The organism is Paenibacillus sp. fava2, from assembly GCF_058313675.1.
Window position 1 is genome coordinate 6,010,459 of the sequence record NZ_CM177755.1, and the last position, 23,487, is coordinate 6,033,945.

21 protein-coding genes and 1 riboswitch are annotated in these 23,487 nt (G+C 53.4%); of the genes, 3 read left to right on the forward strand and 18 right to left on the reverse strand.

What is annotated here, in order from left to right:
* Positions 1-362 precede the first annotated feature (362 nt).
* The 11 genes from AC4G46_RS26380 to AC4G46_RS26430 form a co-directional block, all read right to left on the reverse strand.
* Entirely contained in the window at positions 363-1,784 is a 1,422-nt protein-coding gene (locus tag AC4G46_RS26380; protein ID WP_491125316.1) for a hypothetical protein, read from the reverse strand.
* Positions 1,785-2,031: 247 nt separating this feature from the next.
* Positions 2,032-2,544, reverse strand: a complete 513-nt coding sequence (locus AC4G46_RS26385; protein WP_491125317.1) for a hypothetical protein — start codon at positions 2,542-2,544, stop codon at positions 2,032-2,034.
* Positions 2,545-2,552: 8 nt separating this feature from the next.
* Entirely contained in the window at positions 2,553-3,029 is a 477-nt protein-coding gene (locus AC4G46_RS26390) for a hypothetical protein (protein WP_491125318.1), read from the reverse strand.
* 168 nt (positions 3,030-3,197) lie between these two features.
* Entirely contained in the window at positions 3,198-3,593 is a 396-nt protein-coding gene (locus AC4G46_RS26395) for a hypothetical protein (RefSeq protein WP_491125319.1), read from the reverse strand.
* A gap of 145 nt (positions 3,594-3,738) precedes the next feature.
* Positions 3,739-4,149, reverse strand: a complete 411-nt coding sequence (locus AC4G46_RS26400; RefSeq protein WP_491125320.1) for an epimerase — start codon at positions 4,147-4,149, stop codon at positions 3,739-3,741.
* Positions 4,150-4,280: 131 nt separating this feature from the next.
* The gene (locus tag AC4G46_RS26405) at positions 4,281-5,618 is read right to left on the reverse strand and encodes a 5'-deoxyadenosine deaminase (RefSeq protein ID WP_491125321.1); all 1,338 of its coding nucleotides are present in this window, start codon (positions 5,616-5,618) and stop codon (positions 4,281-4,283) included.
* Between the two features lie 78 nt (positions 5,619-5,696).
* Positions 5,697-5,795, reverse strand: a riboswitch (purine riboswitch).
* A gap of 163 nt (positions 5,796-5,958) precedes the next feature.
* On the reverse strand, positions 5,959-6,483 hold the full coding sequence (locus AC4G46_RS26410) for a GNAT family N-acetyltransferase (RefSeq protein WP_491125322.1): 525 nt from the start codon (positions 6,481-6,483) through the stop codon (positions 5,959-5,961).
* A 158-nt stretch (positions 6,484-6,641) separates the two neighbouring features.
* Positions 6,642-7,031 (reverse strand): hypothetical protein, encoded by a 390-nt coding sequence (locus tag AC4G46_RS26415; protein ID WP_039876756.1) that lies wholly within the window; start codon positions 7,029-7,031, stop codon positions 6,642-6,644.
* A 4-nt stretch (positions 7,032-7,035) separates the two neighbouring features.
* The gene (locus AC4G46_RS26420; protein ID WP_244157795.1) at positions 7,036-7,338 is read right to left on the reverse strand and encodes a hypothetical protein; all 303 of its coding nucleotides are present in this window, start codon (positions 7,336-7,338) and stop codon (positions 7,036-7,038) included.
* Positions 7,335-7,676 (reverse strand): alpha-helical endospore appendage domain-containing protein, encoded by a 342-nt coding sequence (locus AC4G46_RS26425; protein ID WP_491125323.1) that lies wholly within the window; start codon positions 7,674-7,676, stop codon positions 7,335-7,337. The genes AC4G46_RS26420 and AC4G46_RS26425 overlap by 4 nt, the downstream gene beginning before the upstream one ends.
* Positions 7,677-7,700: 24 nt before the next feature.
* On the reverse strand, positions 7,701-7,988 hold the full coding sequence (locus tag AC4G46_RS26430; RefSeq protein ID WP_491125324.1) for a nucleoside-diphosphate sugar epimerase: 288 nt from the start codon (positions 7,986-7,988) through the stop codon (positions 7,701-7,703).
* 215 nt (positions 7,989-8,203) lie between these two features.
* On the opposite strand from AC4G46_RS26430, the gene AC4G46_RS26435 reads away from it, so the two are divergent.
* Entirely contained in the window at positions 8,204-8,755 is a 552-nt protein-coding gene (locus tag AC4G46_RS26435; RefSeq protein WP_491125325.1) for a GNAT family N-acetyltransferase, read from the forward strand.
* A gap of 6 nt (positions 8,756-8,761) precedes the next feature.
* Here the strand turns inward: AC4G46_RS26435 and AC4G46_RS26440 are convergent, their stop codons facing one another.
* The 7 genes from AC4G46_RS26440 to AC4G46_RS26470 all read right to left on the reverse strand — a co-directional run bounded on the left by AC4G46_RS26440 (position 8,762) and on the right by AC4G46_RS26470 (position 21,091).
* Positions 8,762-10,285 carry a hypothetical protein gene (locus tag AC4G46_RS26440; protein ID WP_491125326.1) on the reverse strand — a complete coding sequence of 508 codons (1,524 nt, stop codon included), beginning with the start codon at positions 10,283-10,285 and terminating at the stop codon, positions 8,762-8,764.
* A gap of 33 nt (positions 10,286-10,318) precedes the next feature.
* A complete protein-coding gene (locus AC4G46_RS26445) occupies positions 10,319-11,170 on the reverse strand; it encodes a DNA polymerase III subunit gamma/tau (RefSeq protein WP_491125327.1) in 852 nt (283 codons plus the stop codon).
* A 208-nt stretch (positions 11,171-11,378) separates the two neighbouring features.
* A complete protein-coding gene (locus tag AC4G46_RS26450; protein ID WP_491125328.1) occupies positions 11,379-12,110 on the reverse strand; it encodes a sugar phosphate nucleotidyltransferase in 732 nt (243 codons plus the stop codon).
* Between the two features lie 47 nt (positions 12,111-12,157).
* A complete protein-coding gene (locus AC4G46_RS26455) occupies positions 12,158-12,895 on the reverse strand; it encodes a glycosyltransferase family 2 protein (RefSeq protein ID WP_491125329.1) in 738 nt (245 codons plus the stop codon).
* A complete protein-coding gene (locus tag AC4G46_RS26460) occupies positions 12,892-13,992 on the reverse strand; it encodes a glycosyltransferase family 2 protein (RefSeq protein ID WP_491125330.1) in 1,101 nt (366 codons plus the stop codon). The genes AC4G46_RS26455 and AC4G46_RS26460 overlap by 4 nt, the downstream gene beginning before the upstream one ends.
* Entirely contained in the window at positions 13,989-14,843 is an 855-nt protein-coding gene (locus tag AC4G46_RS26465) for a glycosyltransferase family 2 protein (RefSeq protein WP_491125331.1), read from the reverse strand. Before AC4G46_RS26465 ends, AC4G46_RS26460 begins: the two co-directional genes overlap by 4 nt.
* A 692-nt stretch (positions 14,844-15,535) precedes the next feature.
* Complete coding sequence (locus tag AC4G46_RS26470) at positions 15,536-21,091, reverse strand: WIAG-tail domain (RefSeq protein WP_491125332.1); 5,556 nt, start codon at positions 21,089-21,091, stop codon at positions 15,536-15,538.
* A gap of 366 nt (positions 21,092-21,457) precedes the next feature.
* On the opposite strand from AC4G46_RS26470, the gene AC4G46_RS26475 reads away from it, so the two are divergent.
* Positions 21,458-22,555, forward strand: a complete 1,098-nt coding sequence (locus tag AC4G46_RS26475) for a YheC/YheD family endospore coat-associated protein (RefSeq protein ID WP_491125333.1) — start codon at positions 21,458-21,460, stop codon at positions 22,553-22,555.
* Positions 22,556-22,645: 90 nt separating this feature from the next.
* Complete coding sequence (asd, locus tag AC4G46_RS26480; protein WP_491125334.1) at positions 22,646-23,434, forward strand: archaetidylserine decarboxylase; 789 nt, start codon at positions 22,646-22,648, stop codon at positions 23,432-23,434.
* The last annotated feature ends 53 nt before the right edge of the window (positions 23,435-23,487 follow it).

A 23,487-nucleotide genomic window follows, 5' to 3' on the forward strand; every position in this document is an offset into this window, starting at 1 on the left:
TTGCGTTACCTTAATCATAATGCTCAGTCCATTCAACATTAGGCAGGCTAAAAAGAAAGACCTTGAGGATTATCGCCCAAGGCCAAAGAAAGTCTTCGTATAGTTCGATTTGCAAGTGGGGAAGACTATTAAATTACATTTGGTTGTACACCGATGATATTGGTCTGAATGCTTCCCCGCTATTCTTAACTTTTCGTCACCATCTGCAAATATGTACGCATGGCCGCTTTCCAAATAGTCATAATTCGGATCGATAACCGTCAATATGGAAAGGTCAACAGGGGATGGTGCGGTCTTCGACTGTGACGTACCGGAACACTTAACAAATGTAAATTTGGATTCCTGGCACGAAACTCCACGAATTAAACGGAGACATCCATCCATTTCATTTGATCTTTTAACAAAAAGCGGTTTAAATCGTTTTGGTTGGTTGACGATAAGGATTGGATAAAACGATTCCAGTCGCTTGCATAGTTTTGATTCACCCAAGAGCTAGTGTATGCGTTATAGCGAGCTAATTGACCACTCTGCATGTCATTCATTTTGTTTTTATATAAAGCGACAAACGTGTTCAAATCGGATCGAAATGCTGCATTGACGTCTTCGGACTGAATGTTGTCCACCATTTGCTTAATCAGGTTCAAAACAGCTTTTTTGTCAAAATCCGCTGCATACGCTTCTTTATTCCGCACAAATGGATCTTTCAGTTGCTGTTCAATATAGGCAGCAGTTCGATCGATCTCTCCCTGAATAAATCCGCCGAACGCTTGACCAAGTTTGGATTTCATGCGATCGCTTACTTGAAAATGACCGGAGATCATTTCATACTTCATGGCGGCAAGCCCCAGTTTGAAGCCCAGTTCTTCTTCAGAGCGGTTAGATGTTTGAGAACGATCTTGCAATTGAGTTAGAGCTTTGACCATCGTGCCGGCCGCTTGCAAATCGTCGATACTATATCCATGCTCACTCTTAATTGACATTTCCGATTGCTGCGAATTTAGTGCATATCGAAGCTGTTCTCCCATGAAATCGCCTGCTGTCAGCAGCCATTCGTCCTGTGTCCCTTCAACGCTGGCGTAGTCGGGGTTCTCCTGGATAAATTGTATGTAGGTTGTTTTTCGCTGTTCGTAAATATCCAGGAAGCTGTTTCGTATAGCTTCTTCTTCATCTGGCACACCGGCTGCTTCCAAGAATCCACCGACCGATTTGGCAAAGTGATCGGCAGATTCGCCTATCCGTTGAGCAAACACATCATCCAGCTTTGCTAATTCGGCCGCTTGCTCTTCTCCGGTAAATTGGCGTGCAATCCGACTTTTGTATTGGGCATATTCCGAAGCAAAATAATCGATTTGTTGTCCAACCTCGTCTAACGTTGTTTCTCCGATCATCATCCCATGCGAATACAAGTTGAAGTCTACATGCTTCCAGGAAATGGCCGAATCGCCGCCTGTTGCTCTTTTATTGGCCAGCGCTGCTTGTGGATCAGATAAGCTTTCCGTCCAGATCGGGCCATCTTCATTTCTTCCGATGCGAATTGAAGATGTTGCGGCCCGGTAAATCGCCTGTTCCCGCAGGCTGTTCGCATTCGCCCGGTAATCTTCGATCCCGATCGCGTTCATTTGATTTGTTAAAATAATGCCTGGCTTCCACGGCTGCAATAAAGAATTCGTGAAAAACGAACCAGCGGCCGGGGACGAGGCGGATGGAAGACGTTCAGGTCTTTGTTCAAAGATATAAGAGTCGTTACGTAGTGCAAAGCCATAAGCAAACATGTTTAGCTGCATAATGCCACCTCATCTTATATGTATCGGTTGAACGAGTTTAAGGTTCTCAATATTAGTGTCGACACAACAACTTAAAAAATTTAGAAAAAATGAGATGTATTTACACATAATATTTACTCAAAATTGTATTTTTTTAAGACACAACTTGGTGTAGTGCGTGAAGATGCCAAAACAACAACGACGTACGTTTACAGCAGGTATAGCGGTCGCGGGAATTTATCAAAGAGAATAATTTATTTACTAAAAATTACTTACACAATTTAAAAACGTCCAATATCACGTCGGCCAAATCAGAATTAGATACATTAAAGCTTAATTTAATTGGTGCAACTTCTCCTCTAAAACCCGCCGTATAACCATTCTTTTCGCGAGCTAGAGGTGCAATAGTGAAGCCCTCATCAGGATAATATCCGATTGATAATTTTAAGTACTCTTTAAGAAATCGCGAATAGCTTTTTATACCCGTACCATGTTCAAGCACAGGCTTATTTAAATCCTCTATTCCGTAGTCTCCATTGACTGTTATCGAAAAACATTTTCTTACAGATTCGCCAAGTAGTTCATTGGTATATGGGGGGCTGAGAAAGATTGTTTTATCAACTGCGGTTCTAATACCATCCTTGTTGAAGCCCATCGGGAATAATAAAACAGCCCCGGTTTTAGTACTTTGAAAAACTGCAATTGAAAATTCCACCATAGTATCTTCATCCCCCAGACATCCAAAAAACCACATGGAGTTCATCACATGCGGCTGTTCCACTCTATACCCTACTGTTCTATTTCAAAATAAAGTGTGTCGCTATTTACATCAAGATAAAATTTACCAACATAATTTGTACTCATAATAAAGAAATCAAATTCACTACTGTAACTCCATTTTTGAGTCTTACCATGAAAATCATAATCTAGTTTAGGCTTCAAACTCACTATTTCCCAAGTATAGGTGGCTTTAAGATTCATTATCGAAGCATGATCCAAAAACACATATCCCCTCATCCAATATGAAGTGGGTCCAAAACCATCGCTAATTATTTTGCCGCTCCAATAGACTCTTTGAATGTTTTTCAGATTCGGAAACCGATTACTAATAGGTTCAATGTCTGTGCTATACTTAGTCTCGTGTTTGGTTGGTGAATTTAAAGTGAAGCCTAAGGCCGCAATAAGTAAAAGAGCAATAGCAACAAGAATCCGCTTTTTTCTTTTTGAAAATTTCAGTTTCCGCGCCTCCGTATCTAATACAGACAATGAACTTCCTCCTGAGCTATCGCTTTACCTTCTTGAACAATTTACTTGGGTCAACTTCCCAGCAAATAATTCTCCAATTACTAGACTGCATCCTCGGGCAAAAATGGCCTTATGACACCGCTGTTTTCTCCCCATGCGCTCTATGCCACCTATCAAAATATAATAGATTTATTTTTTCCATTCCCGTAACAAAGCATGATCGGCCAGCCCTTCACAAATAACGCTGCTAAAATCCAGAAAATCACAGTATATTTCCTCGAACATTTTTGATACTACAGCCTTCTCCATATATACAGGACTTGGATCAGGTACCCAATCTGTGCGGCTACTGCAAGTAATCTTAACAAGGTTATCCTCTTCTTCGAATAGAAGCAGTCTTTCAATTCCCTGTTCGAAAAAATCTAACTCAAAGGAGTATATGCCCGATCTGGTTTTTTCTAAAATATCAGGAACCTGTTCAATAACAGTACACAAGTCTGTTCTGCAATCAACAGGCCAATTGTCTTGCCCAAAACCGCCGACATCGAACGATACTGCTTTTGAAATTTCAAAGGCATCGCACATACAAGTTAGAACTCCAAGCGCATCATCGGTTTCGATATCCGGGGGGGAGGTATTCTGTTTCAGGTATACTTTTTAACGGTTTTTCACATTTCAGCTTCATCTTAAACATTTTATATTAGCCCCTTCATTGGTAATATTATTTCCGTCAAGGCTCAATATACGGCTTTTGGGAGTATTTCAATATCCAACCATCTTCTGTGTAAAGTTCACCAGCCAACCCATCGCTAATCTCCACAATATCTGTTTCTTCCACCTGTTCAATGTCATTGGTCTTAAACAGGATTTTAATCTTGTCTTCCTGCTCACATAAGCTTAGAAAATTATGTAATGTAGAATCAACGATTTGACTAACGAGACCAGTAACCATTTCCAAAGCCGGGCAGTCTAATTTCAATTGAGCTTCCTCATAAACGTTCACAGCACGCTTACTTTTTAATTGTCCGGTTAACATCTTTTCCCATTGCTCAATAGATCTGTCTCTAACTTGACTTATCAACAGTTCTCCAAATGTATTCAAGTTCTCGCTTCCATCCATACTATCCATTCCTTTCAGCAAAATACACCGTACAATGTCCGCACAAAAAAACAGCCCACAACCGTGGGCAGCCTTCACACAAATCAATCATATGTCAAAAATCCAACTTGCGAAACGGTGGTATTTTGTCGAATGTGTCGATAATATTCAGCTTAGCTAACCTGCGTATACCCCAGCAATCTTTTAATCGACCGGTTCGCTTCCTGCAGCACAATGTCCTTATCCACCGTCTTCAGCAGTCCCTTATCCATCAGGATCTCCCCGTCGACAATCGTCGTCTCGACATCGGCGCGGGTGGCGGAGTAGACAATCCGGGAGATCGGATCGACGTCATAGGACGGGAAGGTGTGGAAGTTGTAGAGGTTGAGGATGGCCAGGTCGGCTTTTTTGCCTACCTCGATGCTGCCGATCTGGTCTTCCATGCCGACTGCCTTGGCGCCGCCGATGGTTGCCATGCGGAAGACACTGCGCGCATCCATCGTGGTCGGGCCGTGGTGGGGCTTCTGGATGACTGCGGCCAGACGCATTTCGTTGAACATGTCGAGGTTGTTGTTGCATGGCGCGCCGTCGGCACCCAGACTGAGATGGATATGATCGTGCAGCATCCCCGGCGTATCGGCAATACCGGAAGCCAGCTTCAGGTTGGAGCCCGGACAGTGGCTGACATGCACCCCGCGGTCGCGCAGAATCCGCTTCTCCTCGGCATCCAGCCAGACACAGTGGGCCAGAATCAGGCGTTCGTTCGCCAGCCCCAGGTGATCGAGGTACACAACATTGCGCATGCCAGTCATCGCCTGGACGATTTCGATCTCACCCTGATTTTCCGAGGCATGGGTGTGCACTTTTACATTATAGCGGGCCGACAGGTCACGAACTTCCTTGAGCAACGGCTCTGTACAGGAGATCACGAATCTCGGTGAAAAAGCGTACTGGATCCGCCCGTTTCCGTAGCCGTTCCATTTTTCCAGCAGATCCACGCTTTCCTGCAGCGAAGCCGCCGTTTCCTCCTGCAGTGCTGCCGGGACGTCGCCGCCCTTCTGATCCATCATCACTTTGCCGGAGAGGGCACGGATGCCGCTTTTGGCAATCGCCTGGAACGCGTAATCCGTATGGTTGACCGTCTCCATATCAACAATCGTCGTCGTACCGCTGGAGATCAGCTCCCCGATCCCAAGCATGGCGGAGTAATACAACGATTCCTCATCGTGGGCAGCTTCCAGCGGCCAGATCCGTTTGCGCAGCCAGTCCATGAGCTCCAGGTCATCGCCTTTGCCGCGGAACAGCGTCTGGCAGAGATGAATATGTGTCTGCACAAAGCCGGGGATTACCGTCCGGTTCGTTGCATCAATAACCCGCTCATCCCCCTTCGCTGTAAGCCCGCTGCCGATTTCTGTAATCAGATTGTCTTTGATCCGGATATCCCCATGGAAGATTTCTTCCTGCTTGTTCATTGTAATAATCTCCGCGTTTTTGATCAGTATGTTGGCCATGTCCCGTTTCCCCCTCGTTCAATTCACAGATTGCTCACTCAGTCTGTACAGCCAAATAACACAAAAAGGCCACAAAAATATGCCGCAGCATATTTTCGTAGCCAGAAATTTACGGTTCCCGGTAGAGACCCTTAAACCAATTATTAAGGATATACGAAAAAAAGGATTATTCAATTGGTTTTGAATAACCCCATAATAAACGAAGGACAAAGTTAATGTCAACTAAATTAACACGTAAATTAGAAATAAAGGCGAAATTCAAGTTTATCTTAATAAAAATAGTGATAATATGTTATTTTATATAACATAACTACATGTATCTTAACCCCGTGCAGCCGGATTACTCCTTAACGCCATCCAGCACCTTTTCAAATACCGGAAAGCTCGCGGTACGCCCCGGGAAAAAAATCTCGCCTCTGCGTTCATATCCAAGCCCCGGATACAAAGCAAGCGCAGGAGTGTTCTTCGTATAAGTGTCCAGCCGGATGCTGCTGTACCCTGTCTCCCGGGCATATTCCTCGGCGTAAGCGATCAGCTTCCGGGCAATGCCCTTGCCCTGAGCCTCGGGATGAACAGCCAGCCGGTGCATAATCAGCGCCTTGCCCTGCTCCTGTGACCACTTGATGCTCTGGTACAGCTCATTCTGGTGCTCGTCCAGCACAAGAATCCCGGCAATAGCGCCATTATCTATGTAAGCGTAGAGAGTCCCGTGTTCGATATCCTGTCCAATGATCTCGCGGTTAGGATAGCTGTCATCCCACTGATCACTGCCTCCCGCCTGCATCACCTGTACACATCCGGCGATCAGCTCCATAATCTCTCCGATTTCCTCTGTCCGCGCTTTACGGATTTCATTACTGCCCATGGTATCCCTGCTTTCCTGCCTGATGATTTGAGTAGATCCTGTCTATGATAACTCATTAGTGAAGTTTATCACATCAGGAGACAAATTCAATAGGCCGGCCAGCGGTCTGTAAAGTGCAGCAGGGCCTGCCCGCACGATCCGGGCAAGCCCATGTTTGGTTAGCCGAGCTCCAGCTTATGCCCGTCCTCGAAGCCCTTGGCGAAACCGGCGTCGAACCCCACGTTGTATGCTTCGGTGTAGCCCTGCTGATAGGCGTCTCCCGGCGGGGTTTCCGGAGGGACGCCCAGATCCGGGGGGAGCGGAACGACCAGCGGGGCAGCCGGCGTTACCTGCACCGGAGGCTGAACAACCACCTGAACTCTCCGGGCCGCAATCCGGCGGCGGAGTCTTCTTTTCTTGCGCAGCAGCAGTCCTCTCTTGGTCTTGCCTGAGCGCAGCTTGCGGAGTTTGCGGCCGGCTCCTCTGCGGATCTTCGCCTTGCGCGTCACCAGCAGGGTGCGTCTCTTGGCTGCCCGGCCTGAACGCTTGATTGCTTTCTTTCTCTTCATCCTTCTACTCCTCCTGTACTCCATGTGCTCTTCGCGGCGTCCCTTGCGCATGCTTGTTAAGCCATGGTGCCGCAGGCTTCCCCTGCTTGGGCTGATGCAGCGAAATACCGGACATCATCCGGCACATGGCGCTTTGATATTGGCTTAGGATTCTGATATTGTCACTCAGCTTGCGGGCCGTCAGCTCCGATTGCCCCGTAATTTCGGCGATACTCTCCAGAATCGCAGCCAGTGCGGCCTGGCTGCGGGCAATGGAGCGGATCATCTCCAGCTTGACGGCGTGTTCGGAGAGAAGCCCGCCGCTCATTTGCTGTCGTCCCCGAAGTCGAAGCCGTCTCCCGACATGCTGCCGAAGCCTTCGCCGCCTTCATCCTCGCCGCTGCCCAGCACCGCCTTCAGGTTACTGTACAGCCCGTTTTCCAGCTTGGTCAGCCCCTCGACCATCTCCACAATCACCTCATGGATGGAGAGAGTTTCCTTCAGCTGCTCCTCATGGTTGTCGAAGGCTCTGGCATGGATATGATGCTGCGTCCACTGCTTTACCTTTTCCGCCTCTACCGCTTTGGCCTCGAGAATCATCGCGATGTTCCACTGGATAGTAGCGGTCGACTCCAGCATTTGCAGATAAGCTTTTTCCCTGCTCATGTTCCGCCTCCTGCTCTTTAAGCGCTACTCTTCATCCTGGCCGCCCAGTTCCTTGATTACACGGCCTACTCCTTCGGCCATCGCCTCTTCCAGATCAGCAAGTGCGTTCAAATAAGCGATGATATTTTTGTTGACCTGGCCGTGGCTTTCGACCAGTCCGCTGAAACCGCCGAAATCAGGCTCCGCATTCGGCAGATCATGGACTATTTGCGACATACGGACGGCAACGTGGCGTTCGGCGTCAAGAATCCGCGCCATCTGTTCGTGCGTATGGGCCATGTGCTGCAGCACTTTGGTTATTTTATTCTGCACCTTCATGTCTCCTTTGCTCAAACGCCCTGCTACAGCATATGCGGCTGAAGCCCTGTCGGTGCGGAGGAACCCGGAATGCTGAGGAACGGAAGATATGAACATTTGGAGGATATTGACAGACGGAATGCCCGGGCATATGCTGAATGCTGGAATGAATGGTCTTTTTTCACATAAAGGTCTTATAGCAGCATGTATAAATGGATTGGGGGAGCGCTATGAAAATTACAAGTACTCGTCTGGATTTACAGGCTATGACTGCCGCAGAGCTGTCTGTCAGCACTCTCAGCTGCACTGCCGCCTTAATGGAGCAGGCTCTTGGCTTCAGGCTGGCCCCGGCCATTCTGGACGATGAAATGCTGTATGCGCTCAAGGTACGCCATTCCAAGGTACTGCAGAACGCAGAGCATTATTTGTGGTATACGTGCTGGGCTGTCATTCACCGGGAGGAGCAGCAAATCATCGGCTTCCTGATTCTGAAAGGCCGGCCGAACGGACAGGGCGAGGTTATAATCGGCTATATCATTGACGAGCAGCATTGGGGTAAGGGGTACGGAACGGAGGCGGTACGGTGTCTTAATGAGTGGATTTTCAGCCATCCGGAGGCACAGTGGGTCATTGCTGATACAGAGCCGGACAATACCGCCTCCCACAGGCTGCTGCAGCATCTGGGTGCTGAACCCTACCGCGAGACCGATGATCTGATCTGGTGGAGGGTTGGCCGGCCGGATAAAAAACCTGACTTCCAAATGGACGGAAGTCAGGTTTAACAGCAATCACATTCCATTCATAAAAAAATCGTCAATATCATCCAGTCCCATAAGGATTTCGTTTTCCTGTACCCCGTTCGCCCTGGCCAGCTCGCGGCTGGCCTTTAACTGCAGTCCTGCCAGTCTGCCGCAATCATATGCGAGGCTTGTCAGCTTGTTCAGCTCTTCATATTCCAGGTAGATCCGTCCCAGAATCAGCTGATATTTGATCAGGCTGAAGGCTGCTCCTACGCTTTTTATGACTGCAACGAAATTGTCGATCATATATACCAGCGTTACGGAGACAATCCCGGTCAGAATCCCGCCAAGCACACCGGCAATCAGATCCGCAAAAGGAGCAGCCGGGGTTGTTTTGAGATAGGCGGCAAAGCTTTCGGTCAATATTACTCCGGCTGAAGCTGTAACGGCTGCAGTCAATATTTTGGAGGCTTCCAGCAGCGCCTGGCTCCTCCCCATTCCGGACGGAGGATTGATCAGTAATTTGAAGGCTCTGACCAGGGCATGTATGCTGTCATTCAGCATCTGGGCCATGTTCCTGGAGGTGGTCGCGAACGTATTAATCAGGATCGTTATCAGGTTCGCGGTGAAGCCGCCGGCCAGCCCCTCGCCAAAAGCTCTGGCGATATCCTTTGCCTTTGCCGCCATCCTTGCCTGCAGCCGCATGCAGAGATTACTGAACTCTTCTATTCTTCTTGATAAAGTCCCATAGCTCTTAAACTGTCTGAAATATTCGGTCATTTCCGGGATCAGCGCCGCCTGGAGCTCATAAAGAAACATCCCGAGTGCCTGCTTCTTCCCCATCCGCAAGCCCTGATCCACACCGCTTGACAGCACACCGGATGCATAATATTTGTTTCTGGCCCGCCTGACTGTGGACTGGACATGCTGCTTCGCCTCCTTATTCTTCCGGGCAGCAGCCTCCGGATTGATTTCATAATGCTTGGCGTTGGTCTCGCCCGGATTCCGCCTGTTCTGGCGGGCCATCCACTGCTCCAGGTCCTTATCGCTTTTCGACTGATTCAGGCTGGAGTCTGTCCAGGCCAGATTCTTGTCGGAGGTCGCCATTTCATTACGCCGCTCAGCAGACATATACAGGCGCGCCCCGTTATTGTCGTGAACCGCCTTGGCAGATACAATGTGATCCAGATGGGTTGTCCCGTCTTTTCTTAGTATTTTTCCGGTATAGTCGTCCGTAATTTGGCTGCTGGTTTGAAATGTAAGCTTCCGCTTCTTAGGGAAATCCTTTTCGTAATTCTTTCGGTCAAAAGCTTCCGTGTACCGCTCTGAGGTGGCCTCATCCGCAAAGATTCCCTTCCCGGCGTTATGAAGTGTCGTTACATTCCCGCCGTTCCTGTAGCTGTCAAAGACAGGCCCGAGCCCAAACTGGCTGATTAGTGTAGTCAGCGTTGTTTCCTTATACTTTGCCAGAAGCTCCAGCACATGATTGATCTCCAAAGTACGTTTACTTAAAGTAATCTCCTTAAGCTCTACCTCTAATAATGAAGTCATTTCCAGAACATTTCCGGACATGGCCATCCCCCTTTACACCCGCCGCATCCATTGTTATGCGTTTGCTCCAACGGCCCGGTTCAACAGCTGCGCCCCGGCTTTAGTATTATTGACAAGCGCCCCCAGCCGCTGCTTGGCTTCCGGTGTAAGCTGGGTATAGTCTGTAGTCAATGTACGGCACTGCAGAAGCATGCCGCGCAGCCCGTCCGAGGCCGCGGTGCTCAGTGCCGTAATTTCCTGGATTTCTTTACGGGTCGCCTCTATGGCCTTGACATGCTTACGGATCTTCGCAGCCTCCACGCTGGCCTGTTCGGCAATCTTCTTGTTTTTGCCGCTTTTCAGTAAACCGGCGGTCACAAGCGCGCCTCCGCCTATCGCCCAGCCGACCGGACCCGCCAGTCCAAGCAGTGCGGTTCCTGCTGCTGTTCCGCCGCCGCCGGCAACCAGCGCCCCGCCTCCCAGCCAGGCAAGGGCAGCATTCGTTGCTGCTGCACCGCTAAGCGTAGCGATAGCTGTACCAGTCGAAGCGGTGCCAAATGTAGTAGCAATAGCCAGCGCAGCGGTCGGCCCAAAAGCAGCCACACCGATACCAGCCGCCACACCTGTTGCCGCCGTCCCTCCGGAGGTGAAGTTAGCCTTGCTGATCTCCCTTTCAAGGGTATCCAGCAAACCGGAGAACCTCTTGGACTCAATCTTTATGATCTTGAGCTCGGTATCCAGAGCCGTCGGTATATTGCGCATACTATTTATAAACTCCCAGGATTCATCGACTGCGGACTTGAGTAATCTCCGTTTGCCCAGCAGCTGCTCTGCATCTCCCACAAGCTGCTTGTTCTCCGATTCATATCTGGATTGTTCTGCCTTCATATTACGGATAGCCGTTTCGCGTAAATCCTTGTTAAACATATGTACGCCCCTTTCAGTACTCTAAGTATGTAGTTCAAAAGACGCAGGACCATTGATCCGCATGTACAGTATATCTAAATTTTGGATACTTGGGTACTATCACTCCAGTAAAGCAATCTTTCAATATGTCTATCGTAAAAAGAGACACCCTCCCCCTAGTGAGAAGAATGTCTCTTGCAAATCCCGATCATCTTTTTCAAAGAATAGCCTAAGGCAGCGTGTTCTTCAGCTTTTCCCCGGCCTCCTGCAGAGACTGGAACGTTCCCGCGTCGCTCCACCATTCCTTAAGCACATCGTAGCTGAGTTTACCCTCCCCGGCATAAATGTTGTTCACGTCGGTAATCTCCAGCTCGCCGCGCCCTGAAGGAGCAATCCGCTTAATAATGTCGAACACTGCCTCATCGTACATATAAATGCCGGTCACGCAAAAATTCGTCTTCGGCTGCTCCGGCTTTTCTTCAATATAAGCGATCAGGGACGCATCCTTGTCGTCAAATACAGGAACCCCGTACCTGCGGGCATCCTCTACCGGCTTCAGCAGCACCTTGGCCGTCCCTTGCGGCTGCTCTGCGTATTTCTCCATATAAGGCGTCAGATCCTCCATAAAAAGATTGTCGCCCAGCAGCACGACAAACCGTTCGCCCGGGAGAATGAACCCTTCCGCCAGCTCCAGCGCTTCTGCGATGCCTCCTGCAGCCTCCTGGATTTTGTAGGTCAAGTTTACGCCGAATTCCGCACCGCTGCCTAAAAAATCCGTATACTGCCCCGCAGACTGCTTGCTGATGATCAGGAGAATATCGGTTATCCCGCCCCGGCGCAGCCGGTCAATACCGTAACACACCATAGGATATTTGCCGACCGGAAGCAAATGTTTGTTCATCAGCCGGGTCAGCGGATGTAGCCTTGTTCCTTTTCCGCCCGCCAGTATGACTCCTTTCACTTACTTTCCTCCTTTTTATCTGTGTCTTTAGCCTTCGGGCTGGCAACTCAGATGAATTGTGCCGGATCCAAATGCCATTTCTCTATAAAAAGCCTGCGGTTACGCTCCACCAGCTCATTAAGCTCCGCGGAATAGACCTGCTTGAAGCTCGCGCTCCCCTCATGATGCACCAGGCAGTCCCCGCCGATCAGCAGCCGGAAGCCCTTCAGCCGGGCACGGTAGCAATAATCATCGTCCTCGTAATGTCCCGGTGAATACCGCTCATCCAGCAGGCCGACACGGTCGAGTACCGCTCTTTTGAACAAAAAGCATAAGCCTACAAGCCGCACCGTCTCTTTCCATTTTAGGGGATCAGGCACGTTAGCCGTTTCAGCCTCACTGTGAAAGCCGGATATATCGGTGTAAGACGTTCTCACCTGCTGCCGGCCGCTGGCATAATTCGTCACCGGCCCGACAATGCCAATGTCCGCTGCGCTATACAGAGCCGCCCTCAGGTTGGCCAGCCAGTTATGCGAGACAATAACATCATTGTTCAGCAGCAGCAGCTCATCCCCCGAAGCCAGCTGCAGCCCCAGGTTGCAGGCGGCCGGAAAACCGCGGTTCTCCGGGAGTGAAATGAAGGTTAGTTTGTTTTTGCGGCAATAAGCTACCGTATCGTCAGTCGAGGCGTTATCAACCACGATGATTTCGTAAGGTGAAGGAGTGTGCTGCCTGATCGATTCGACACAGGCCTCAAGCAGCTTCTGCCCGTTATAGGTTGGAATAATGATGCTGGTCTTGGTCATAGGGCGTTCCTCCAGGCCGCCAGCTGGCTGCGCTGCTCCTGCAGGCTGCCGGCGCCGGCGTCTGCTCCGCTCAGCATCAGAACCGCCTTGAGCGCTTCCGCATGATCACCGGCAATCAGCTGCTCTACCCTGTTTCCGGCGCCTGTGTTGTCCTGCCGCAGACGGTTTTGCTTGAAGACATTGACTGTGCCTGCCTTTTCCACCCGCAGCTGCTTCAGCAGCGAGAGTGCCTGCGCTTTAGGCGGCACCATCAGCTCCCGGTAACCGATCACTTCCAGCGCACGCCGGGACAGGGCATGGGGTACTGCGGTCATCGAGCAGGCTCCGAGATCACTCCGGCCGAGCACCATGTTGAGATACAGCTTGCAGCGGGTAACATTGTCACTGAGTCCAAAAGGCGGCAGCAGGCCGTCCAGATCATTCAGTGCCACATCAACCCCGCCGTCTACCGCTGCGGCAAAGCCGGCCAGCTGCGGCGCCGGGATAACCATATCGCCGTCCAGGAACAGCAGGATATCGCCCCTGCTGAGCTTGGCGCCGAGCGATCGGCCCACATCATGGCCGGCCGGCTCGGGAACATGCACGACCGTTGCCTGCCTGCATAGCCGGGCCTGCTTAAAGCTGTTGTCCGTGCAGCCGTTGAGCACAACGATAATCTCGGCAGGTGCCAGCCGCTGCACCTGTTTTAACAGCAGCGGTAAGGTCTTCGCCTCATTCCTTGCCGAGATAATGACAGACAGCGTCCCCCGCAGCTTGCGGGGGAGCATCTGTGTCTGCTTCGCGCCGGCCGCCGGGCGCTTGGCTGCGGTTTTGCGGCGGGGTTTCCGCGCAGCGCCGGAGCGGCTGGCAGCGGTACGCTGCGCTGCGTTTGCAGAGCGGCGGCCACCGGCGGCCCGGGATGCCGGGCGGACGGCGGAGACTTGCAGCTCCGCGGATGCCGGGCGGTTGGCGGATTCCCGCGGTGCAGTATCGGCAGAGAGGGTGGCTGAGACTTCTGGTGCAGCGGAGGCCGGGCGATTGGCTAAAGCGCCGGAGGCAGAAGCCTGCCGTTTCTGCTTATGCTGGTTTCCCTGTTTCTTCGATTTTACAGCGTTCATCTCACCATCTCCCTTCGCCGGCCTGCATCGCCGTAACCTGCTCTTTCGCCTCTGCGCTCCAGCAGCAGGCCTATTGCCTCCAGATGGTCACTGAGAATGACCTCCTGCAAAAGGTCTCTGCCCCCCTCCTTGCGGCGGACTGCATTCATCCGGCCAACCGGCACTTTATGCACGGCCTTCACCTGTAGTCCATCCAGCACTGCACGGGCATTTGCAAGCGGCGGCCTGGACAGGATAGCGCTGCCCAGTGCTGTCAGCGCCTTCCGGCTGAGCGCATGGGGCACCGCTGTGAGCGAATATCCGTTCAGGTCCGGCCGGCCAAGCATAACATTGAGTGTGTACTTGGAGAGTATCACCGGATGCGGTATCCGGCCGCGGACCGGACCGGAATAATCATTCAGCGCTACATCAGCACCGCCGCCGACTGCTTCCACAAACGGACGCAGCTCTGCGGCCGAAATGACCAGATCCCCGTCAGTAAACAGCAGGATGTCTCCCCTGGCTGCGTCCGCTCCGACACTCCGCCCAACATCATGTCCGAGCGGCTGGGCAAACGTGATAACCTTCGCACCCATCCGGTGCGCAATTTCTGCTGTATTGTCAGCTGAACCGTTGACTACTACAATAACCTCACAGCGCGGATGAACGCCTCTGGCTCCGGCAATGACTGCAGCGATCGTCCGCGCCTCATTCATAGCGGGGATAATGACCGACACAACGGGTTCGGAGTGGTTCACTGCAGGCAGTGCTTCTGCCGGCCGCCGCTGCGTCCGGGGGGTTCTCCGCACTGCTTGGGAAGCCCGCCGCCCCGAGCGGCGGGCAGATGTTCGTTTACGCTGTTTCAAGCTCATCCACCTTCCTTCGGAGGGCATACTCCCGGGCTGAGGGTTACACCACAGTCTATGTAAACCGCTGTCTCCTGCAACGGCAGATGTCTCCCTTTGTACAGAAAATCGGACAAATGCCGCGGTGCGGACACTGCCGCCACATTAACAGAAGCTTCTTCGCCAGATCCAAGTGTTACATTTCAACATAGTCACACTAATATGTACACTTCACCAGCTTCTTCGCCGTACCGCAAACACTTGTTAAACTACCTCAGTCACTAACAATGTTACTTTTACACAGCCAAAACCGCTCTATATTTCAGCTGCGGGCACGTGGATCGAGGCCCCTTAAAGGGATATTTCCCTTTATTTCGCCTGCGGGCACGCGGATCGAGGCCATTTAAGGGGATATTTCCCTTTATTTTGATTGCGGGCATGCCAATCGAGCTCCATTAAGGGGAAATTCCCCTTTATTTACTCTCCTCTCATTTTGCCCGCCTCCCGCCATCGCCGGAATCCGAAATCTGATACGCTTCCGTCTCTCATTACCATCTACTCATGCCATTTTTCGAAACCGCCAGCACTTTGCTGCCTTCCTCTCTCCTCCAAGTCCAAGCCCGCAGCAAAAAGCGCAGCCTCACGGCTGCGCCTGATCAATAGAAACAAATTCCACAGCAGCCTGCAGGCTATAACACCCGCAGACTGTTGTGCAGCGGTCAGTCAAACGCCCGGTGCTCGACCTGCGGTTTGGCCAGCGGAGTGCCAAGGGCAATCCAGGATAACACACCATAGAAATGCGGAGTCTCGCGCAGCCTGTGAATGTTCACAACCGCTTCCCCAGCGCTTCTGCTCTTCAGTGAAGCAAGGAAATACGGCTGGTTGGTCATAGCCACGAACACATAGCCGGTATGGCCGAAGCCCTCATCAAAGGTTACTGTGACTTCCACGCTCTCCGCATTGCCGTTAAACATGAACGCCGTCATGCCAAACTGCTGCAGCACCTGCCGGTTTCCTGAGCTCTGCACCGGACTGAAGGACAGGTGCTCTGCTGAGACTGCACCTTGAGCCAGATGATCACCGGTAACGGCGCCGGCTGCAATGTGGTAGCTCTGCACACTTTCTTCCTCAAGGTGCCGGGATTGAACGGCAAGGGAGGCCAGCTTAGCTGCATCTACTGCTTCGTCTGCAATTGCGGAAGTACCAACGGCCTGCTCAGCCAGATGCTCCTTCCCGATAATGCCGGAAGCCAGCTTGATGCCGGTGATGCTGCCATCCGGCAGCAGGTCAGCCGAACGGACTTCTTCCGCCAGATGCGTCAGCTTGATCGTTTCCGGCAGCAGGTGCCGCTCCTCCAGAATGCCGTCGGCCAAATGCTCGCCGTACACACTTTCCGGCTGCAGATGGTGTGAATGCACGGCTCCATCTGCCAGCTTCTCAGCGTCAATGCTGCCGGCAGACAGCATGTCGTTGTTCAGCGTCCCTTCTGCCAGATGTTCGGCCGTGATGCTGCCGCTGCGGATATGGCGGCTGTCTACCGCTTCAGGAGCCAGATGGCCTCCGTATACACTGTCCGGAGCCAGCTGGAAGGAACCCACCGAGCCTTCTGCCAGCTTCGCTGCGACGATACTGCCGTCAGGAAGCAGATCTGCTGTCTGCACTTCCTCGGCCAGATGCTTCAGTGCGATGCTGCCGCTGCGGATGTGCCGGCTATCCACTGCTTCTGAAGCCAGGTGGCCGCCATAGATGCTGCCTGGAGCCAGCTGGAAGGAGCTGATTGAGCCTTCGGCCAGCTTCGCTGCACTGATGCTGCCGTCAGGCAGCAGATCAGGCGTCAGTGTCCCCTCGGCCAGATGCTTCAGTGTAATGCTGCCGCTGCGGATATGGCGGCTGTCTACAGCTTCAGGGGCCAGATGGCCTCCGTATACACTGCCGGCAGCCAGTTTACGCGAACCGATGCTGCCGTCAGACAGCTTATTGCCGCTGATGCTGCCGTCAGCCAGCAGTTCTCCTCCGCGCACTTCGCTGGACAGATGGGCCAGCTTAATCTCACCTTCACCGATATGACGGCCTTCCACTGCATCGTCCGCCAACTTATCGGCACCGATACTGCCTTCAGGCAACCACTCTGCGCTGCGGACTTCGGCCGCTAGATGGTCCAGCGTGATCTCACCTTCGCCGATATGACGGGATTCCACCGCATCGTCTGCCAGCTTATCGGCACCGATACTGCCGTCAGCCAGCAGCTCTGCTCCGCGCACTTCGCTGGACAGATGCTTCAGCGTAATCTCACCTTCACCGATATGACGGGATTCCACCGCATCGTCCGCCAGCTTATCGGCACCGATGCTGCCTTCAGGCAGCCACTCTGCGCTGCGGACTTCGGCCGCTAGATGGTCCAGCGTGATCTCACCTTCGCCGATATGACGGGATTCCACTGCATTGTCTGCCAGCTTACCTGCACCGATGCTGCCTTCAGGCAGCCACTCTGCGCTGTGGACTTCGGCCGCTAGATGGTCCAGCGTGATCTCACCCTCACCGATGTGACGGGATTCCACCGCATCTTCTGCCAGCTTACCTGCACCGATGCTGCCGTCAGGCAGCCACTCTGCACTGCGGACTTCGCCGGCCAGATGCTCCAGCGTAATCTCACCTTCGCCGATATGACGGGATTCCACCGCATCGTCTGCCAGCTTATCGCCGCTGATACTGCCGTCAGGCAGCCACTCTGCGCTGTGGACTTCGGCCGCTAGATGCTCCAGCGTGATCTCACCTGCACCGATATGACGGGATTCCACCGCAACGTCTGCCAGCTTATCGCCGCTGATACTGCCGTCAGCCAGCAGCTCCGCACTGCGGACTTCGCCCGACAGATGCGCCAGCGTAATTTCACCTTCACCGATGTGACGGCCTTCCACCGCATTCTCCGCCAGCTTATCTGCACCGATACTGCCGTCAGCCAGCAGCTCAACTCCGCGCACTTCGCCCGACAGATGCGCCAGCGTAATTTCACCTTCGCCGATATGACGGCCTGCTACCGCATTCTCCGCCAGCTTATCTGCACCGATACTGCCGTCAGGCAGCAGATCGGCACTTCGGACTTCGCCGGCCAGATGCGCCAGCGTGATCTCACCTTCGCCGATATGGCGACCTGCTACTGTATCGTCCGCCAGTTTGCCTGCACCGATGCTGCCTTCAGGCAGCCACTCTGCGCCAAGTACTTCGGCGGCCAGATGCTCCAGCGTAATCTCGCCTGCACCGATATGACGGCCGGTTACTGCATCGTTCACCAAATGACTGCCATACACACTGTCTGCCGCCAAATGGCGGAAGCTGACGGAATCCTCGGCGAGCTTGGAGCCGCCGATACTGCCGTCAGGCAGCAGCTCCGAGGTACGCGTCTCCTGTGACAGATGCTTCAGCGTAATGCTGCCGTTCTTAATATGGCGGCTGTCTACGGCTTCTTTGACCAGATGGTCGCCATACACACTGCCGGGAGCCAGCTTCAGCGGGCCGATAGTGCCATCTGCCAGTTTTTCGGCACTGATGCTGCCGTCGGGAAGCCATTGCGCGCTGATAACCTCCTCAGACAGATGGTCCGGTGTTATTTCGCCTCCGCCGATATGACGGCTGCTTACCGCATCATCCGTCAGATGGCTGCCGTCCACACTTCCGGGCGACAGATGGCGGGAGGTTACCGCCTCATCCGCCAGCTTGGAGCCGCCGACACTGTGCTCGGGCAGCAGCCCGGAGGTGAAGACCTCCTCAGACAGATGATCCAGCGTAATACTGCCGCTGCGGATATGGCGGCTGTCCACCGCTTCTTGAATCAGGTGGTCACCGTATACACTGCCGGAAACCAGATGGGAAGCATCAATGGAGCCTTCGGCCAGCTTATCGCCGTCTATGCTGCGCTCAGGCAGCCACTGCGCGCTGCGTACTTCTGCGGCCAGATGCTCCAGGGTGATCTCACCCTCGCCGATATGGCGGCTTGCTACCGCATCATCCGCCAGATGACGGCCTTCCACACTCTCCGGCGACAGATGGCGGGAGCTCACCGCTTCATCGGTCAGCTTGGAGGTGCTGATACTGCCATCCTGTATCTGGATGGAGGATACCGAGCCGGGGAGAATATGCCCGTTTCCGACAGACATCGGCCGGATATGGGCACCGCCGACGCTTCCCGGAGCCAGATGTCTGCCCTGTACAGCGGTATCGCTGATCGAAGCGGGAGCAACAGCTCCCGGAGCCAGATGCTCGGCGGTTACTGCAGCAGTCGCCAGCTTGGAAGAAGTCACACTGCCGTCGGCAAGTTTAATGGAAGTAACAGCCAGATCGCTGATTTTGTCAGTAGAGATACTCTCCGGTGATATTTTTAATGAAGTAACGGCATGATCTGCCAGATGATGCGGCTGTACCGCACCCGCCGCCAGATGGACCTCCTTCACTGCTCCGGATGCCAGCTTATCGCCTGTCACCGCCCCGGCCTGCAGTGCGGTATTGCTTACACTGTGCTCAGCCAGATGTCTGCGCTCAACAGCTCCGGAAGCCAGGTGCTCCGTATCTACTACTCCGCCCTGCAGCACGCGGCCGCCCACACTGGCATCCGCCAGATGCTTTTCTTCAACGGCACAGAAGGCAATATGCTCCCCGCTCACACTTTCCCTGGCGATTGCATTTGCGTTCACTGCACCGCCAGCCAGCTTCGCACCGGTCACCGCTCCGTCCGCGAGTTTGGCTGTAGTTACGCTATGCGGAAGCAGGTGCTCAGCATTGACAGAGTCATGTGCAAGCACTTTGCCGCCTACCGAGCCGGCAGCCAGATGGCTTCCCAGTACGGCACCGGTCTGCAGCTGCTCTGAACCGACAGATTCCGCCGCCAGATGGGACTGGTCCACCGCCTCACGCTGTAAATGAGCGGAGGAGACGGACTGCATGGCGATCTGCGGACCGCGGACGGCTGATTTGGCCAGATGGCGGGTGGTTACTGCCTCATCAGCCAGCTTATGCGTCAGAATGCTCTGATCAGCGATTTTGGAGGAGGTGACTGCCTGCTCTACTATCTGGGCCGTCCCTACCGCTCCCTCTGCCAGCTTTACAAATGTAATACTCCGGTCTGCCAGATGATGCCCGTTAATCTCCCCGTCGCCGATATGCGACCCGTTTACGCTCTCCGGGCTTAAATGCTGGCTGCGCACCACCTTTTCTCCAAGCTGCCGCGCTCCGACTGCGCCATCGGCCAGGTGTGTGCTCTCGATAACGGCGGAACCCAGCTGCTCTTTGCCGATCAGACGGCTGGCCAGCTGTTCACGCCCGATCGCCCCCGGAGCCAGGTGCTTCGCCGATACGGTCCCTTCCTTGAGATGACGGCTGTCAATGGCACCTTCGGCGATTTTGTCGCCGCTGATTTCGCCGTCGGCGATTTTGTCGCCGGATACCGCATCATCCGCCAGCTTGGAGCGGTCTATAATCCCGTTGGCCAAATGACGGCTGACGATGCTGCTGCTGAGAATTTTCTCGCCGCTTACGGCGCCGTCCTCCAGCAGCTCGGAGGTAATCAGCAGCTCGCTGAGATGCCGTCCGGAAATCGAGCGGTCCGCAATCTGCTCCCCGCCGATTGTCCGGTCAGCCAGCTTTTCAGGGCCGATGCTGCCGTTTTTCAGCTTTTCTCCGCCGATCGAATGATCCAGCAGCTTACCGCCGCTGATGCTGCCTTCCGCCAAATGCTCGCCTGAAATGGATTCGTGGGCGATTTTAGAGGAGGTAACCGCCTTTTCAGCAATGTTGATGCTCTGTACCGCGTAATCCTGCAGCCAAGGTGTACCGATAATGCCGAATTTCAGCTTGGACCCGTCAATCGTGCGGGGGGCGATTTTGGAGCCGGTAACCGCCGCTTCGGAGATGTCGTCGGTATAGACCTTCTGCAGCCGTTCCTTTTCTGTCAGCAGCGGTTCAGCAGGGATGCTTACCCGGACATCCGTCTCACTCAGGAGCGGAGCCTCGGCCGCCGGCTGTTGCTGCGGCCCTGGCTGTAGCTGGGGAGCCGGTTCAACGGTAACAGCTTCTGCCGGAGCCGGAAGCTCCGCCGTATCTACCCCGCTGACCAGCAGGGTCGCTGCCGTCATATCCTCCGACGTATCCGTTTCCCCGGTTGATAGATCCCCCTGTACTCTTTGACCGCTACGCAGCATGCTCAGTTCTGTTTTATTGGGATTATCCACATAATAAAGACGCCGTTTGGATTGGTTATGCCGGTTCTTTCTGGAGCCCTTCACAAGCAGTCTCCTCCTTCCATCGATTGTTTCTCCTTGGCATCATATGCAGTGGAATAGGCGGATGACACCCTTTTGCACCGGGCCCGGCATGGTTTAGCATTACAACATTCATCTTTTTTTAGCCGGATATCCCCATCTTCTATACAAGTAGAAACGGCTATGCCGTCCTCAACAGGACGGTATCCGTTTCTGCGGGAAATATAAGGATGAGGTATAGTGTAAAACTTATAAATTCTTATATTTTAAAAAAGGGCATCTGCCGCCGCGCATTCGTCCATCCTCAAGCCCCCGTACAAACATACAATGCTAGAGAAGCGGAACCGCCGTCACAGGGAGTCATTACAGAAGCTAACAGGAGGAACGAACATGGGGCAAAAGCTCGTGGGGATACTGCTAAATGCCGCTATGCACCGGGGCGTTCCCCGGTTAAAAACGGGACAGGAGTCGCTGGAGGTCTACGAGGAGGCTGCTGCCGGATATGGAATGGTCCCCTGCTTCCTGCAGCTGTCCGACATCAATCTTGAACCCGGATTCAGCGTGGCTTACGTGAAAGGCCTTCAGGGATACCAGCGGACCGTCGTCCCGACGCCGTCCGTCATTCATAACAGGGCCATTTACAGCCCATACAGTACCGGGGTTGAACGGCTGCTGGGGCAGGGCCTCCTGATTTTTAATACATGCAACCGTTATGGAAAAGATCAGATTCATCGTCTGCTGCAGCAGAATGTGGCTTTGCGGGGATTCTTGCCTGACTCTGCAGCCGGACTGGCCGGACTCAGGGACATGGTCAACCGCCATCATGATCTCATTCTCAAGCCGTGCCGCGGGAGTGTCGGGAAGGGCGTTATGCGCCTGTCGCGAAAAAGCGGTACCCGGCGCTGGATCTGGACTTATCTTCCTTCCGGGTCCCGCCGCTATGTCAGCAGAAGCGTCAGCCAGGAGAATCTGCACCGGGTGCTGCGGGCACGCTTCGCTGCCATGCCGTATCTGGTGCAGGAGCGCATTCCGCTGGCTGAAATGAACGGCCGCCCCTTTGATCTGCGTGTCACGGTACAGCGCGGCTGGGGCGGAAACTGGCAGGTGACCGGCATGTTCGCCAAGCTTGCGGCACCGGGCGGCTTCGTCTCCAATATCGCCAGGGGCGGCGAAGCGTTCAGTACCTCCGCTGTGCTGGAGCAGGTTTTTGGCGGCGAGGGGGCTGCAAGCATCCGTATGTCCGTTCATACACTCAGCCTCTCCATCGCACGCCAGCTGGAGAGAAGCCTGCCAGGGCTGGCCGATATCGGGCTGGATATCGGCATCACCAAGGACCGGCGGCTGTACTTTATTGAGTGCAACGGCCGCGACCAGCGGTACGGCTTTCAAAAAGCCGGACTCAGCGACACCTGGAAGGACAGCTACCGCAGGCCTATGGGCTATGCCCGCTACCTGCTGGATGACCCCTCCAGGTATATCCGTTATTGATTTGTCTCCTATTCTATGTCAATATAATGCAGAGCAGTAACGGCCCCGGCTGACGGGACCGTTACTCTGCAAGACGGAAGGGAGATAATCATGGTTAAACAATTGCTGCGGCTGATGACCGAGCTGTCTTCGCATAGGTGGCTTTCCCGGTTAATGGGTGCTTTTTCCCATAGCAGACTCAGCCGTTTTTTGATCCCAACATTTATTCGGACTTATCGTATTCCTGCCGCCGAAGCGGAGAAGCCCTCCGGAGAGTACCACACGCTGAATGAATTTTTCAGCCGCAGGCTGAAGCCGGGCATGCGCCAGATCGCAGAAGGCGCGAACGCCGTGGCAAGCCCCGTAGACGCTCTAATCACCGCGATGGGTGAGATTCATTCCGGAACCATCATGAATGTCAAAGGTCAGGATTACCTGCTGGAGGAGCTGCTCAACCACTCGCCGCATCAGGAGCTTTACAAAAAAGGCTTCTTTTTCGTCCTGTACCTCAGTCCAACCGATTACCACCGTATTCACTCGCCGCTTACCGGACGCCGGATTGAGAGCGATTATATCCGCGGACGGGCATATCCAGTCAACGAATTCGGCATGAGACATATGAAAAGCGTGCTGAGCCGCAACGAACGGCTCATTACTTATATTGCCGGAGCAAACGGTGAAGCCGCCGTTGTGAAGGTGGGCGCGATGAATGTCAGCAGTATCCGCTATTCGGATGAGCAGGCTGATCAGTGGCTGATCGGCGATGATCTCGCCTATTTTGAATTCGGCTCCACAGTAGTACTGCTGCTTGAGAACGGTACCTTTACCCCGCGTCCCGGACTTGCGGAAGGAACAAAGGTCAGGATGGGTGAACTGCTCGGAACGCAAAGCAGGCCTTAATTGTAAGATGCATACACCAAAAAGGGTACTCCATTGCCGGTTCAGGCAGGGAG

What these genes read in the sequence shown, in the direction of transcription:
- AC4G46_RS26395 (WP_491125319.1), bottom strand. Translation starts at nt 3,593, where the DNA reads ATGTGCGATGCCTTTGAAATTTCAAAAGCAGTATCGTTCGATGTCGGC.
- AC4G46_RS26440 (WP_491125326.1), bottom strand. Translation starts at nt 10,285, where the DNA reads ATGTCCGGAAATGTTCTGGAAATGACTTCATTATTAGAGGTAGAGCTT.
- AC4G46_RS26420 (WP_244157795.1), bottom strand. Translation starts at nt 7,338, where the DNA reads ATGAGCGGCGGGCTTCTCTCCGAACACGCCGTCAAGCTGGAGATGATC.
- AC4G46_RS26435 (WP_491125325.1), top strand. Translation starts at nt 8,204, where the DNA reads ATGAAAATTACAAGTACTCGTCTGGATTTACAGGCTATGACTGCCGCA.
- AC4G46_RS26425 (WP_491125323.1), bottom strand. Translation starts at nt 7,676, where the DNA reads ATGAGCAGGGAAAAAGCTTATCTGCAAATGCTGGAGTCGACCGCTACT.
- AC4G46_RS26380 (WP_491125316.1), bottom strand. Translation starts at nt 1,784, where the DNA reads ATGCAGCTAAACATGTTTGCTTATGGCTTTGCACTACGTAACGACTCT.
- AC4G46_RS26455 (WP_491125329.1), bottom strand. Translation starts at nt 12,895, where the DNA reads ATGACCAAGACCAGCATCATTATTCCAACCTATAACGGGCAGAAGCTG.
- asd (WP_491125334.1), top strand. Translation starts at nt 22,646, where the DNA reads ATGGTTAAACAATTGCTGCGGCTGATGACCGAGCTGTCTTCGCATAGG.
- AC4G46_RS26410 (WP_491125322.1), bottom strand. Translation starts at nt 6,483, where the DNA reads ATGGGCAGTAATGAAATCCGTAAAGCGCGGACAGAGGAAATCGGAGAG.
- AC4G46_RS26415 (WP_039876756.1), bottom strand. Translation starts at nt 7,031, where the DNA reads ATGAAGAGAAAGAAAGCAATCAAGCGTTCAGGCCGGGCAGCCAAGAGA.
- AC4G46_RS26460 (WP_491125330.1), bottom strand. Translation starts at nt 13,992, where the DNA reads ATGAACGCTGTAAAATCGAAGAAACAGGGAAACCAGCATAAGCAGAAA.
- AC4G46_RS26405 (WP_491125321.1), bottom strand. Translation starts at nt 5,618, where the DNA reads ATGGCCAACATACTGATCAAAAACGCGGAGATTATTACAATGAACAAG.
- AC4G46_RS26445 (WP_491125327.1), bottom strand. Translation starts at nt 11,170, where the DNA reads ATGTTTAACAAGGATTTACGCGAAACGGCTATCCGTAATATGAAGGCA.
- AC4G46_RS26475 (WP_491125333.1), top strand. Translation starts at nt 21,458, where the DNA reads ATGGGGCAAAAGCTCGTGGGGATACTGCTAAATGCCGCTATGCACCGG.
- AC4G46_RS26465 (WP_491125331.1), bottom strand. Translation starts at nt 14,843, where the DNA reads ATGAGCTTGAAACAGCGTAAACGAACATCTGCCCGCCGCTCGGGGCGG.